This is a genomic window from Kitasatospora sp. NPDC057223 (assembly GCF_042669755.1).
GTDB lineage: Bacteria > Actinomycetota > Actinomycetes > Streptomycetales > Streptomycetaceae > Kitasatospora.
The window spans coordinates 56,881-70,861 of record NZ_JBHUWW010000026.1 but is presented as its reverse complement, the minus strand read 5'-3'; the positions used below and the strand labels follow the sequence as shown (position 1 = coordinate 70,861).

The window sequence follows — 13,981 nt, the reverse complement described above, 5'->3', positions numbered from 1 at the left end:
GGATCGGATCCTCCGGCCGGCGCCGTCGTGCGGAGCTCTCTGCAGTGACGTTTCGTCAGAGGATGGCGCCTGCCGTGCCGGCGGCGGGCAGGTCGCTCGCCTTGGCCTTGATCACGAAGACGGACACCAGCAGGGCGACCCCGGCCAGTGCCGCGCCGACGACGAAGCCGTGCGAGATGCCGTAGGCAAGCACCTTGTCCGCCGCGTCGGCCCGCTGCTCGGGGGTCGGTACGACGCCCTTGGGCAGGGCCGCCGTCAGCTCGATCGCCTTGTCGGCGGCGGCGCGGGCGAACACCGTGGTCAGGATGGAGAGGCCGAGCGAGCCGCCGACCTGCTGCACGGAGTTCAGCAGGCCCGAGGCGGCGCCGGTGTCCTCGTCGGCGACGCCCGCGACCGTGAGCAGCATCGCCGGCACGAAGATCAGGCCCATGCCGAAGCCGAACACCACCGTCGGGCCGAACACGCCGTCCAGGTAGCCGCTGTCGGCGTCCAGCAGGGTGAGCCAGCTCAGCCCGATGGTGAACAGCGCGGCTCCGGTGACCATGAACAGCTTGGGGCCGTACTTGACCTGGAGCGTGGAGGCGATCTGCGCCGCGACGATGATCGCCGCACTGATCGGCAGGAACGCGACGCCCGCCCGCAGCGGGCTGTAGCCGAGCGGGCCCTGCACGAACAGAGTGACGTAGAAGAAGATGCCGAACATGGCCGCCGACAGGCAGAGCATCATCACGAGGCTGCCGCTGCGGTTGCGGTCGGCGAACAGGTGCAGCGGGGTGATCGGCTGCGCGGTCTGCCGCTCGATCACCAGGAACGCGGCCATCAGCAGCAGGCCGACGGCGAACGAGGCCAGCGTCAGGCCGTCCGACCAGCCGTCGGAGGCCGCCCGGATGAAGCCGTAGACCAGCGCCACCAGGCCGAGTGTGGAGGTCAGCGCGCCCGGCAGGTCGAACCGGCCGGAGGTGCGCTCGGACTCGGCGATGTAGCGGGGCGCGGCGAGCGCGATCAGCACCGCGATCGGCACGTTGACGAAGAACACCCAGCGCCAGTCGAGGTACTCGGTGAGCAGGCCGCCCGCCAGCAGGCCGATCGCCGCGCCGGAGCCGGCCACCGCCGAGAAGATGCCGAACGCCTTGTTGCGCTCCGGCCCCTCCTCGAAGTTGGTGGCGATCAGCGCGAACGCCGTCGGTGAGCAGATCGCGCCGCCGATGCCCTGGAGGGCGCGCGCGGCCAGCAGCATGCCGCTGTTCTGGGCGAAACCGCCGAGCAGCGAGGCGAAGCCGAAGAGCACCGTGCCGAAGATGAAGACCCGGCGGCGTCCCAGGATGTCGCCGGCCCGGCCGCCGAGGAGCAGCAGCCCGCCGAAGGTCAGGGTGTAGGCGTTGATCACCCAGGACAGGTCGGTGGTGGAGAAGTGCAGCGCTTCCTGGATCTTCGGCAGCGCGATGTTCACGATCGTGGCGTCGAGCACCACCATGAGCTGGGTCGCCGCGATGACGGTGAGAGTGATGTTCTTCGCGCGACTGTTGGCGCGCGGCGGTGAGTTCTTGCTGAGCGTGTCGGAGATAGCCAAGATGTGCCCCCTGCTGGCTACTGCTTCGTATACTTTCAACGGATTCCGCGGCGGCCGGGCTGTGGTCCGGGTCGCGGTTCCGGGATGCGGCTCCGAGGCGCCGACTATTCGGCGTCGGGTCGCCATCGGGTCGTCATGAGGTCGTCGTCGGGTCGGGAATTCGAGCCGGGGCCAGGCCGGGGCGGCGCCGCGACGAGGCCCGTGGGCCGGTTCGGGCCGCGGGCTATGAAGGAACGCAGGCGTTCACTACGCTGGACGATAGCCGGTGCATGTTTGTGAACGCAAGCGTTCTCTAAGGTTGGTGGCGATGGATCAGATGGTGCGACGGCAGGCAGCGGACAGCCCGGCGCCCGCGGTGCCGCCGTCCGGAGCCAGACCGGTTCCCGCCGCCTGCGCGATCGCGGCAGGTATGGCGGCCGGTGTGGCCGGCGCGCTCGGCCGGCCGATGCGCCGGCGCGGGCGGGAGCTGGAGGAGGCGATCTTCGAGGCCACTCTCGACCAACTCACCTCCGGCGGGTACGCACGACTGACCATGGAGGGCGTCGCCGGCGCGGCACGGACCGGGAAGGCAGCGCTCTACCGGCGATGGGCGTCCAAGGTCGAACTCGTCATCGACGCCCTCGAATCCACTCTCCCACCCCCTATGGACATCCCCGACCTCGGGTCCGCCCGCAGTGAGTTGCTGCTGCTCATCGACCGTTTCACCACCGCCCTGGAGTCCCGGGCCGGCAGCGCCGTGCACGCGCTGATGAACGAACTGGACCACGACCAGGCCCAGGCCCAGGTCTTCCGGAACTTCGTCGTCGACCGCGTCGTCAACCCGACCAAGGCCGCCACCCTCGACATCCTGCTGCGCGGTGAACGGCGGGGCGACGTCCGCCCGGGCGCGGCCAACTCGATGACCGCCGACGTCGCCCCCGCGATGCTGATGTACCGGGCGAAGATGTGCGGCGGCCGGCTCGCCCCGGGCTTTTGCACCGAGCTCGTGGACGAGGTGCTGCTGCCGATGGTCCGGCGCTGACGCCCGGCGCCGACTCCGGCGCGCCCGCTCCGCCGGGCGGACCGGCTCCCGGGCCCCGCCCGGGCCCGGGGGACCGCGATCCGGGGCCGGGCCCGGGAGCCGTAGGCTTGAGGAAGACCTAACCGAACGGATCCTCCGATGCCTGTCGTCCCCCCGACCCATTCCGTCGAGCGCTCGCTGCGCCGGGCCGGTGCCGAGGTGGTGGTCGGCCTCGACGAGGTCGGCCGGGGGTCCTGGGCCGGGCCGGTCACCGTCGGAGCGGCCGTCACCGGGCTGCGCAAGCCCCCGGAGGGCCTGACCGACTCCAAGCTGCTCACCGAGCGCCGCCGCACCGCGCTCGCGCCGCTGCTCGCCGACTGGGTCACCGCCTACGCGCTGGGCCACGCCTCCGCGCTGGAGTGCGACGAACTCGGCATGACGGCCGCGCTGCGGCTGGCCGCCGTCCGCGCCCTGGAGGCCCTGCCGGTCCGTCCCGACGCGGTGATCCTGGACGGCAAGCACGACTACCTCGGCGGGCCCTGGCGGGTGCGTACGGTGATCAAGGGCGACCAGTCCTGCATCTGCGTCTCCGCGGCCTCGGTGCTCGCCAAGGTCCACCGGGACGGCCTGATGGCCGAGATCGGTGAGGGCCACCCCGCGTACGGCTTCGCCGAGAACGCGGGCTACCCGTCCCCGGTGCACCGCGCCGCGCTGGAGCGGTTGGGGCCGACCGAGCACCACCGCCTCTCCTGGTCCTACCTGGACGGGCTGCCGCAGTGGCGCCACCTCAAGCGCGGGCGGACCTCGGCCCCGGAGGACGAGCAGCTCACCCTCGGGTTCTGAGCGTCCGTCCGATCCGGCGGGGAGACGTCCACGGCACGGCGGGCGGGTGTCCGCCGCACGGCGGGTGGGTGCGCGGTGCCCAAGGGGTGGGGCGGTCGTGCGCAATCGGGCGGCATTTGATAGATATCCGGGTATGCCTGTCTTCCCCGAGGAGCCGGAGATTCACGAGAGCATCCCGGGCCCCGGCGTTCCCTTCCCCCGCGAGTCGGACGCACAAGCCCCCCGCACGCCTGCTGCCAGCAGCGCGTCTCCCGCCGTCAACCCCTCCAACTCCCGGACCACGGCCGCCACTGCGGCCGCCGTGCCGGGGCCCCGCCCGGCGCCTCCGCGCCCGGCGCCGCCCCGGGCCGTCAAGCCCGGGCCGCCGCCCAGGCCTGCCCGCGTTCCCAAGCCCGCGCCCGTACCCGCCTCCCGCCGGTCGGAGCCGGCCGTGCAGTACGTCGCCGCCTCGCCGGGCGACGCCCTGGAGCGCGCCGACGAAGCCGTCGACCAGCTGCTGGAGTCCGGCCGCGGGCCCGGCGACGTCCTCGTGCTGACCGTCGGCGAGCCGCACCCGTGGCAGCAGCACGAGCTGTCCTTCGGTGAGGGGCGCTACTGGGCGCAGCTCGCCGACGGGGGCGACGTGTTCTACGCCGACGCGGCGCTGTCCCGCCCCGCCCGCCGGGAGGTGGTGGTGCTGGTCGTCAACGACGGCTCCGCCGACCGGGCCGAGCAGGCGTTCCGCAAGGCGCTCGGACACGCCGGCGCACTGCTGGTCGTGTGCGGCGGCGCCGGAGCGGCCGGCGCCGCGCCGGGCACCCCGGACGCCCGGGCCGCCCTGGCCTGAGCTGTCGCGGCGGTGCCTCCGGGCGCCGCCGCCAGGCGCTCCCCGGCGCGCCGACACCGCGGCCCGGCCCCTCGGGGCCGGGCCGGTGTCAGTGGCCCGCGGCGCGCCTGGCGGTCTCCGCCGGGGCCACCGCGGACGGGGCCCAGGCTCGCTCCGGCGACCGCGGCTCCGGCCGTCCCGCGTCCCGTGCTGCCTCCTGTGCCGCTTGCCGTGCCGCACGGGAGGGGCGTGGCGGGAGCTCGGTGACGGTGTGCACCGGCCCGGCCGCCCAGGAGCCCGAGTGCGGGCTGCGCCCGCTGCGGCCGTCCCCGAGGATCTGCCAGCCGGTCGGGGTCAGCGCGAGGTAGGAGCCGCAGCGCAGCCCGTGCAGGGCCGCGGCGTCGCGCAGGGCCCACATCCAGGCGCCGTCCTGCTCCGTCCACCCGGCCGCGCCCTCCCGGCAGCGCAGCAGGACGGCGGTGCCGGCCGGTGCGGCGCGCCGCAGCTCGTGCGGGGTCACCTGGCGGAGCTGGGCGAGGATCGCGTTCCGGTGCTGCCAGCCGTCGCTCTGGTGCGGCCTGGGGACGAACGACGCCGAGGCCGTCACGCGGTGCAGCGCGTTCAGGACCGTGACGACGACGGTGCCGGGCTGCGGCAGATGGCGCCGGTGCAGTTCGGTGACGAACTCCCGCGGATCGCGCAGCAGCGGCACGCCGGCCGCCGCCCAGCTCTCCACGTCGATGGTGCGCCTGCGGTCGCCTTCCTGGGCGAGGAGACGCTGACCTCGGTCGATGCCGTTGATCACGATCCTCCTTCCCCGACCCGCCGAGTGTGCGGGTGCGTGCGTACGCCGAAGGCCTGGTCCGTCGGACCGGGCGTGGGGTACGGTCCAATTCTCACGGCAGATGGACCTGAGCGGCAACGATGAAATGATGAACGGCGCCCGAAAGCCGACCTTCTGCCGGATATATTCCACCGCGGCGGGAGCGCCATTCGGCTGAGGCCGCAGTGGATGAGGAAACCCCCGCCACCTGCTGTGCCCGCCGCCCCCGCCCGTGGCCCCGGCCTCACCCCTGGACGGCCAGCACCAGCGGCAGCACCGCGCTCGCCCCGGCGCGGCGCAGCAGTCGCGCCGCCACCGTGACCGTCCAGCCCGAATCGACCAGGTCGTCGATCAGGAACACCGGCCCGGGCGCGGCGGTGAGCGCCTCCTGCAGCCCGGGCGGCACGATCAGCGCGCCCGCCAGCGAGTGCAGCCGCTGGGCGCTGTTGCTCCGCCCGCCCTGCGGCGAGTGCCCGGGCGCGTACTCGATCCGGCCGAGCAGCGGCAGCCGGCCGACCGACGCGATCTGCGCGCCGAGACTCCCCACCAGCTGCGGACGGCGGGCCGAGGACATCGTGACCACGCCGACCGGCCGCTCCGGCCGGGCGCCCTCGGGCGCCGCCGGGCCCGCCCAGCCGCCGGGGCCGCGCGCCCAGTCGGCGAGCACCGAGACGAGGGCCTTCAGCACATCGTCGGGAACGGGCGTGTCGGGGCTCTGGTCGCCCAGCATCGCGCGCAGCCGGTTGCCCCAGCCGATGTCGGACAGCCGCCCCAGCGCCCGCCCGGTCTCGGCCTGCTCGCCCGCCGGGATCCGGCCCTTGAGCGGCACCCCGAGCGCGTCCATCCCGGTCGGCCAGAGCCGCCGCGGCTCGAACGTCACACCCGGCCGGCCGAGGGCCGCCCGGGCGGTGTCCAGTGCCCCGGCGGAGACGTCGGCGGTGTGCCGCGGGCCCGCGCAGTTGTCGCACCGCCCGCAGGGCGCGGCCTCCTCGTCGTCCAACTGCCGGCGCAGGAACTCCATCCGGCAGGCGGAGGTCGACGCGTACTCGCGCATCGCCCGCTGCTCGGCCTCACGCGACGCCGCGACCTTGGCGTAGCGGGCCGTGTCGTACGCCCAGGCCTCCCCGGTCGCCGTCCAGCCGCCCTTGACCCGGCGCACGGCGCCGTCCACGTCCAGCACCTTGAGCATCGTCTCCAGCCGGGCCCGGCGCAGATCCACCCGCGGCTCCAGTGCCGCCGTGGACAGCGGGCGTCCGGCCTCGGCCAGCGCGTCGATCGTCCGGCGGACCTGCTCCTCCGGCGGGAAGGCGAGCGAGGCGAAGTACCGCCAGATCGCCTCGTCCTCGCGCCCCGGCAGCAGCAGCACCTCCGCCCGGTCCACCCCGCGCCCGGCGCGGCCGACCTGCTGGTAGTAGGCGATCGGGGAGCCGGGCGAGCCCAGGTGCACCACGAAGCCGAGGTCGGGCTTGTCGAAGCCCATGCCGAGCGCCGACGTGGCGACCAGTGCCTTCACCCGGTTCGCCAGCAGGTCGGCCTCGGCGGTGCGGCGCTCCGCGTCCTCGGTCCGCCCCGAGTACGAGGCCACGGCGAAACCGCGCTCCCGCAGGAAGGCGGTCACCTCGTCGGCGGCGGCCACCGTGAGCGTGTAGATGATGCCGGAGCCGGGCAGCCCGTCCAGGTGGTCGGCCAGCCAGGCGAGGCGGTGCGCCGGGTCGGGCAGGGACAGCACGGCGAGGCTGAGGCTCTCCCGGTCGAGCGGGCCGCGCAGCACCAGCGCGTGCTCGTCCGTCGTGCCGGTGCCGAGCTGCTCGGCGACATCGGCCGTCACGCGGGCGTTGGCCGTGGCGGTGGTGGCGAGCACCGGCACGCCCGGCGAGAGGTCGGCGAGCATGGTGCGCAGCCGTCGGTAGTCGGGCCGGAAGTCGTGGCCCCAGTCGGAGATGCAGTGCGCCTCGTCGACCACCAGCAGGCCGGTGGAGGCGGCGAGCTTGGGCAGCACCTGGTCACGGAAGTCGGGGTTGTTCAGCCGCTCCGGGCTGACCAGCAGGATGTCCACCGAGCCGGCCGCGACCTCGGCCTGGATCTCGTCCCACTCCTCGGTGTTCGCCGAGTTGATGGTGCGGGCGCGGATACCGGCCCGGGCGGCCGACTCCACCTGGTTGCGCATCAGCGCGAGCAGCGGGGAGACGATCACGGTGGGCCCCGAACCCCGGCCGCGCAGCAGCGCGGTCGCGATGAAGTACACGGCGGACTTGCCCCAGCCGGTGCGCTGGACCACCAGCGCCCGGCGGTGGTCGACGACCAGCGCCTCGATCGCCAGCCACTGGTCCTCCCGCAGCGTCGCGGCCGGGCCGGCCAGCTCGCGCAGCACCTCCTCCGCCCGCGCCCGGACCTCGGCCCGCTCCGGGGGCGTGGCCCCGGAGCCGGTGCCGGTGTCGGCGGTGTCGGTCTTCGGACTGGAGTGGGTCTCGGGCTGGTCCATGCGTCCATGTAACAGGGTCGGGCCGACAAACGACGAACGGGCCGCCGCGCCGGCGGCCGGGAGAATGCCCGGCGCGGCAATTCTCCCAAACTGAAAAGGTGTCAAAACCCGCTCGTGCGAGTGATATTGGCATACTCCGACCGGGTGACCGATATTCACAGGCCGGGTTTGTCCACAGGATGACGCCACAATTCGGAGAGACAATTCCGGTGCGGCATTCTTCCCTCCATGAACGAGGAACGCACCGCACTCCCGTCGAATCCGATTCCCGACCGGCTGCCGGTCAGGATGCGCGGCCCCGCCGACATGGCCGAGCTGCTCCCGTACCTGCTGGGTTTCTTCCCCGACGAGAGCATCGTCGCGGTCGGGCTGCAGGGCACCGATCTCCAGCAGGGCGGGGTGATCCGGCTGGACATCCCCGAGGCCCCGCAGGAGTGGCGCCAGGCGGCCGCCGACACCGCCGACCTGCTGGTCCGGTTGTCCGAGCAGCGGGACGACAGACCGGCCCAGGTGCTCCTCTACCTCTGCCACGACCCCGGGCCGGGAGAGGAGCAGCCCGCCCTCGGCCGGCTGCGGCCGCTGGCCGAGGAGCTGCGCTCGGCCTTCGAGGCCCAGGGGGTCGGCGTCAAGGAGTCCCTGTTCATCTCCGGCGGCCGGTGGTGGTCCTTCCTGTGCGACCGGCCGGGGTGCTGCGAGCCCTCGGGCAACCCCATCCACCACACCCGGGGCCCGGGCCCGGTGGCTGCGGCCGCCACCTTCGCCGGGCTCGCCCCGCGCGGCAGCCGCAAGGCGATCGTCGCCGGCCTGGCGCCGATCGGGGAGCCGGGGGCACAGGCCCAGCGCCTGGCGCTGGATCGGGTCGCCGCCGGGGCCGCCGACCGGCCGGCCGCCCGCCGCGAGCAGGCAGGAGAGCTGCTCGACCAGGTGATGGCCGAGTTCATGGCCGGCGCGCGGGAGACCGACGAGCAGAGCGCGGCCCTGCTGCTGACCGGCCTCCAGGACAAACTCGTCCGGGACCGCGCCGCCGAGTACGCCGAGCCCGCCGAACTCGGCGCGGCCCAGCGTCTCTGGCGCTTCCTCGCCCAGCGGTGCGTCGCTCCCTACGAGGGCTGCGCCCCGGCCCCGCTGACGCTGCTCGCCTGGACGTCCTGGCTGGCGGGCGACAGCGCGACGGCCCGGATCGTGCTCGCGCACATCCTGAAGCTCGACCCGGGCTACCTGCTGGCCCAGCTGCTGTACGAGTCGCTGAACGGCGGACTGCCGCCCGACCTGCTGCTGGAGGGAGTACGGGCTGAGCGGGCCCGGCGGCACCCGCCCCGGGCGGATCCGGGGTCCGCTCCCGGAGCAGCGCGGGCCGCCGGCGCCGGTGCCACCCCGGGCGGCGGTGCCGAGCCTGCCCCCGGGCCCGGCCCCCGCCCGCCGAAGCCACCGCGGCGGAGCACCTCCCGGCGGGCCCGGATGCACCGCCGGGCCCGCGACGCCTCGATCGGACAGTGAGACGGCCGCCGGGCCGCCCGAGCGGCGGCTAGATCTCCCCGCGCGCCATCCTGATCAGGCGGTCCAGCACCTTGCCGCCACTCGCCCGCAGGCCGTCGTGCTCCCACTCGTTGGTGATCCACGACCGGACCCCGCGCACGGCCCGCGCGGTCTCCAGCGAATCGGCGGTATCCACGTACATGTCGTCGTGGTAGACGGCGGCGTAGACCGGCACCTCGTTCGCGGCCAGCCGCTCGACGTCGTAGAGGTCGGGCCAGTCGGTGCGCTCCGCGAGCAGTTCGGCCGCCTCCCGCAACGGGCGCAGGGCGGGGTCGGTCTCGAACATCCACGGGTAGATCATCTCGCCGGTGAACAGGACCGGCGCCCCGGAGTCGAGCGCCGCCCCGGCCTCGAATCCCGGGAACTCCTTGCGGACGCGCTCGGCCGCCCAGCCGGTGCCGGCCGTATCCACCGACCGCTGCCCGTAGATCGCCTCGTGCAGGACGGCGTACAGCGGGCCCTGCGCGAACGACAGCCTGGCCTGGACCTCGGCGAGGAAGGTGTCCGACAGCTCCGGCCCGGCCGTGCCCTCGACCCAGGCCTCCTCCAGCAGGTAGTGCAGGGCGGCCGATCCCGTCCCGGTGCCCAGCATCATGCCCAGCGCCTGGAAGGCCCGGACGGTCAGGAGGCCGCCGTCGGGCAGCACCGCGGGGGTGGCGAGCAGGTGGGCGGCGATCCGGCGGACGGCCGCGGCGTCCCCGGGGTGACGGGCGTAGTGCGCCTCGTTCTTGCGGACGACCCGGGGGTAGGCGGCCCGGTACACGTCGTCGGCGGAGCTGCGCAGCCCGGCCAGGCCCCCGGTCACGAAGGCCTCGCGCAGGCCCTCCGGAGCGAGCGAGAGGTAGGTGAGGGTGCAGAAACCGCCGAAGCTCTGGCCGAGCAGGCTCCAGCGCCGTTCCTCGCCCAGCAGCCGGCGACGGATCAGCTCGGCGTCCCGGACGATCGAGTCCGCCCGGAAGTGCGCCAGGTAGCCGGCCTGCGCCTGCGCGTCCCCGCGCAGCGCCAGGCTCTGCCGGTTCGCCGGGGTGGAGCGCCCGGTGCCGCGCTGGTCCAGCAGGAGCACCCGGTAGTCGTCGAGGGCCCGGCCGAGCCAGCCGTCCCGCTCGAGCGGACGGGCGGCCTTGCCGCCGGGGCCGCCCTGGAGGAACAGCAGCCACGGCAGGTCGTCGTCCTCCCGGCCGGCCGCGACCACCTCCCGGGCGTACACCGCGATGTGCTCACCCTGGGGGGCGGCATGGTCGAGGGGCAGGCGGAAGACGTGGTCGGACGTGACAATCCCGGGCAGCCGGCCGGCGGTGGACATACAACTCCTCGGTACGTACGGGTACAGCCGCCACGGCGGCCGTCCCCGGTGTCGCCGGTGCGTGCGCCATGACCATCGCACCGTATCCTGGGCGGCGGCCGGGCACCGGTCCGGAGGCTGCCGCACATCGGCCCCGGGCAGCCGGAGCGCGGCCGCGGGGGATCGGGACGGGTTCGCGGCAGGCGCACGCAGTGCAGCGGCGCAGGGCTGCCGGGCCGCACCGGGTCACAGTCATGGCGAACCGATGGCGTGACCTGTGGAGGGTCCGGGACGTTTCATCCTGCGGGATGCCACCACCGGCCCGCCGGCGCTGTCCGAGCACGGCCCGGGCCCGAGCGGTCCGACGGCCCGGGAGGCCGGCCCGGCCGGCGTACGACAGAGCCCTGACGGGCAGTACGGAAGCACGGGCTCAACGGGGAGCCACCGGCCCCGGCCGGGCATGCCGGGGTGCGCCCGGTCCGACCAGAAGCAGCAGATCGCGATCGAACACGCTCGGCCCCCGCAGGCCCACACGGCCGGCGGCGGGACGGGAAGAGGAGAGTCCGGTGACCGCCACGAGGCCGCCCCAGGCCGCGCCGGCCGAGAGTGTGGTCGGCGCGCCGAGATCCGCGGCCCGGCCCGACCAGGCCCAGCCGGGCCAGCCCCGGCCCGGGGCACCGGCACGCCCGCAGCCCGCGGCCGCCCACCACGCGATCGTCTGCGTCAACGCACCGGCCATGGCGGCCTCCGGGCCCGACGGGCAGCTCCGCGGGCACGGCCTGCACGGCTTCTACCGCTCCGGCGTCCGTGTCCTGGCCCGACTCGAACTACGACTCGGCGGCATCGAGCCGATGCCGCTCCAGGGCACCCTCACCTCGGCCGCCCAGGCCCGCTTCCTCGGCGCCGTCCGCCTCCCCGGAGACCCCGACCCGGATCCTGCGCTCACCGTCGAACGGCTGCGGCACGCCGACGGCGTCGAAACCGTCACCGTGCGCAACGGCGGCAGCCGCCCCGCCCGCCTGCCGCTGGAGCTCGCCATGGGCACCGACCTGGGGGCGATCGCCGAGATCGCGGCCGGGCTGCGCTCCCCGGACCTGCCCAGCCAGGTGCAGTCCGCCGGCCTGCGCTGGGCCGGCCCCGCGCACAGTGCCACCGTGACGGCCAAGCCGTCGCCGCACGCCGTACTGGCCGGCGCCGGCGTGCTGCGCTGGGACCTGGAGGTCCAGCCGGGGGCCCGCTGGTCCGTCGAACTGCGGACCGAACTGGAGAGCACCGGGCCCGGCCCCAGGCCCCCGGGCGGCCGCGGGACGGGCGTCCCACTGCCGTGGTCCGACGCCGAGGTGCGCTGCGACGACTCCCGCGCCGAGCTCCTCGTGCCGCGCTCGCTGGACGCCCTGGGCGGCCTGCTGCTCGCGGACCCCGACCGGCCCACCGACCTCTACGCCGCCTCCGGCGCCCCCTGGCGCTTCGGCCTGGCCGCCGCCGACGCCCTCTGGGCCGCCAGACTCACCCTGCCGCTGGGCACCCGGCTGGCCGCCGGGACGCTCCGCGCCCTGGCCCGGCGCCAGCAGCCCGCCGCCGGGCCCGGACAGCGCCCGGAGGGCCTCCTGCCCGGAGCCCTGCGCCACGCGGGGCCCGAACTGCCGCCGTCCTGCACGGCGACCGAGGCGACCCTGCTGTTCGTCACCGTGCTGGCCGAGGCCTGGCGCTGGGGCCTGCCGCGCCAGGAGGTCGCGGACCTTCTCCCGGCCGCCGAGCGCGCCCTCGGCACGCTGCGCACCGGCCTCGTCGACGGCTTCGTGACGGACCTGAGCCGCCCGGTCGAGGAGCGGGCGGTGAACGCGCCGGCCGCGCGGAGCGAGGTCCAGGCGCAGGCGCTGCGCGCCGCGCTGCACGGCGCGGAGCTGCTGGAGGCCTTCGGGCGGCCGGGGGCGCAGGAGTGGCGCGACTGGGCCGCCGCGCTGCGTGCGCGCTTCCGTGAGCGGTTCTGGATCGACGACATCGCGGGCGGGCGGCCCGCCGCCGGGCTGGCTCCGGGCGGGCGCCCGCTGCCCGCGCTGGCGTCCACGCTCGTCCACCTGCTCGACCTCGGGATGGCCGCGGACGGCGACCGGCACGAGGGGCTGCTCGACCGCGAGCAGACCCGGCTGCTGGCCCAGCGGTTCGCCGCACCCGAGCTGGACTGCGGCTGGGGCCTGCGCACCCTCAGCGCGAAGTCCGCCCGGTTCAACCCGCTCGGCCACCGGAGCGGAGCGGTGCGGGTGCACGAGACGGCGCTCGCGGTCGCCGGGCTGGCCGAGGCCGGCTTCGAGCGGGAGGCCGGGGTGCTGCTCGAAGGAATGCTCGGTGCCTCCGCGTTCCTGGAGGGCAGGCTGCCCGAGATGTACGCGGGGGAGCAGCGTGTCGTCGGCTGCCCGCCGGTGCCGCACCCCGCCGCCTGCCGCCCGGCGGCGGTCTCCGCCGCGGGCGCGGTGCATGCCGTGCTGGCGCTGGCCGGGGTCCGGCCGGACGTGCCGGCCGGCCGGGTGCTGGTGCGGCCCGCGAGTACCGCTCCGCTGGGTGAGCTGCAGCTCACCGGGCTGCGGGTGGCGGGGGAGCCGTTCTCGGTGCGGGTGAGCCGGATCGGCGTCGCGGTCGTGGAGGAGGCCTCCGCCGAACTCCAGCTCGGGGCGCGCTGACCGGCGGGCCCCGGCCGGCCGGGCCTTTCGCCGGGACCGGTTTGACCCCGTCGGGCCCCGTTCGAGCCAGTGCGGCGCCGTCGGGCCGGGTGTCGGGCGCACCCCGGCCCGGGAAGGGGCCCGGGAAGCGCGAGAACCTGTCGTTATCGTCAAAGAGACGACTATGATCGTGCGCATGTCGCGTTATGACCCGTCGGCCTTCCCCCCGTTCGCAGTCACGGTCGACCTGGTGGTGCTGACGGTTCGCGAGCACGCGCTCTGCGCCCTGTTGGTACGACGGGGCGAGCCGCCGTTCCAGGGGTACTGGGCGCTGCCCGGCGGCTTCGTCCGGCTGGACGAGGGCCTCGCCGAGGCGGCCTCCCGGGAGCTGGCCGAGGAGACCGGCCTGCGGGCGCACTCCGCCCCGGAGCACGGCTCGGCAGGCGCCCACCTGGAACAGCTCGCGACCTACGGGCACCCGCAGCGCGATCCCCGGATGCGGGTCGTCAGCGTCGCGTACCTGGTGCTCGCGCCCGACCTGCCGACCCCGCGACCGGGCGGCGACGCCAGCAGCGCCCGCTGGGCGCCGGTCGCCGAACTCCTCGACGGCAACCCGGTCGACGGCGTGCCGCTGGCGTTCGACCACGGGCTGATCCTGGCGGACGGTGTCGAACGGGCCCGCTCGAAGATCGAGTACTCCTCGCTCGCGACGGCCTTCTGCGCGGTCGAGTTCACCGTCGGCGAGCTGCGCAGGGTCTACGAGGCCGTCTGGGGCGTGTCCCTCGACCCGCGGAACTTCCACCGGAAGGTCACCGGCACCCCGGGCTTCCTGCTGCCCTCCGGGGGGACGACGACCCGTCAGGGCGGGCGGCCCGCCCAGCTCTTCACCGCCGGCGGCGCCACCGATCTCAACCCGCCGATGCTCCGCCCGGAGTCCTGAGCCCCGGCCGCTCCACCCGGTCCGCTTCCGCCCCGGGCCGGAT

The 13,981-nt window shown here is 75.1% G+C and carries 10 protein-coding genes; 6 read left to right on the top strand and 4 right to left on the bottom strand.

Annotated features, from left to right (window positions below; genetic code table 11):
* Positions 1–55: 55 nt before the first annotated feature.
* Positions 56–1,564 carry an MFS transporter gene (locus ACFUK0_RS13025; RefSeq protein WP_380249281.1) on the bottom strand — a complete coding sequence of 503 codons (1,509 nt, stop codon included), beginning with the start codon at positions 1,562–1,564 and terminating at the stop codon, positions 56–58.
* A gap of 313 nt (positions 1,565–1,877) precedes the next feature.
* Between ACFUK0_RS13025 and ACFUK0_RS13020 the strand changes: the two genes are divergently transcribed.
* From ACFUK0_RS13020 to ACFUK0_RS13010, 3 genes are all read left to right on the top strand, one after another.
* Positions 1,878–2,591, top strand: coding sequence for a TetR/AcrR family transcriptional regulator (locus tag ACFUK0_RS13020; RefSeq protein ID WP_380249273.1), 714 nt, complete (start codon positions 1,878–1,880; stop codon positions 2,589–2,591).
* Positions 2,592–2,729: 138 nt separating this feature from the next.
* Complete coding sequence (locus tag ACFUK0_RS13015) at positions 2,730–3,413, top strand: ribonuclease HII (protein WP_380249271.1); 684 nt, start codon at positions 2,730–2,732, stop codon at positions 3,411–3,413.
* 430 nt (positions 3,414–3,843) lie between these two features.
* Positions 3,844–4,239 carry a hypothetical protein gene (locus ACFUK0_RS13010; protein WP_380249269.1) on the top strand — a complete coding sequence of 132 codons (396 nt, stop codon included), beginning with the start codon at positions 3,844–3,846 and terminating at the stop codon, positions 4,237–4,239.
* Between the two features lie 88 nt (positions 4,240–4,327).
* On the opposite strand, the gene ACFUK0_RS13005 is transcribed toward ACFUK0_RS13010, so the two are convergent.
* The gene (locus ACFUK0_RS13005; RefSeq protein WP_380249267.1) at positions 4,328–5,023 is read right to left on the bottom strand and encodes a hypothetical protein; all 696 of its coding nucleotides are present in this window, start codon (positions 5,021–5,023) and stop codon (positions 4,328–4,330) included.
* 262 nt (positions 5,024–5,285) lie between these two features.
* Positions 5,286–7,523 (bottom strand): RecQ family ATP-dependent DNA helicase, encoded by a 2,238-nt coding sequence (locus ACFUK0_RS13000; RefSeq protein WP_380249265.1) that lies wholly within the window; start codon positions 7,521–7,523, stop codon positions 5,286–5,288.
* Between the two features lie 228 nt (positions 7,524–7,751).
* Here ACFUK0_RS13000 and ACFUK0_RS12995 point away from each other — a divergent pair, with 228 nt between their 5' ends.
* Positions 7,752–9,020 carry a DUF4192 domain-containing protein gene (locus tag ACFUK0_RS12995; protein ID WP_380249263.1) on the top strand — a complete coding sequence of 423 codons (1,269 nt, stop codon included), beginning with the start codon at positions 7,752–7,754 and terminating at the stop codon, positions 9,018–9,020.
* 28 nt (positions 9,021–9,048) lie between these two features.
* Here ACFUK0_RS12995 and ACFUK0_RS12990 read toward each other — a convergent pair whose 3' ends face one another.
* Positions 9,049–10,362 carry an alpha/beta fold hydrolase gene (locus ACFUK0_RS12990; protein ID WP_380249261.1) on the bottom strand — a complete coding sequence of 438 codons (1,314 nt, stop codon included), beginning with the start codon at positions 10,360–10,362 and terminating at the stop codon, positions 9,049–9,051.
* Between the two features lie 716 nt (positions 10,363–11,078).
* Between ACFUK0_RS12990 and ACFUK0_RS12985 the strand changes: the two genes are divergently transcribed.
* Positions 11,079–13,019, top strand: coding sequence for a glycogen debranching N-terminal domain-containing protein (locus ACFUK0_RS12985; protein ID WP_380249279.1), 1,941 nt, complete (start codon positions 11,079–11,081; stop codon positions 13,017–13,019).
* Positions 13,020–13,194: 175 nt separating this feature from the next.
* Complete coding sequence (locus tag ACFUK0_RS12980; RefSeq protein ID WP_380249259.1) at positions 13,195–13,938, top strand: NUDIX domain-containing protein; 744 nt, start codon at positions 13,195–13,197, stop codon at positions 13,936–13,938.
* Positions 13,939–13,981: the final 43 nt, after the last annotated feature.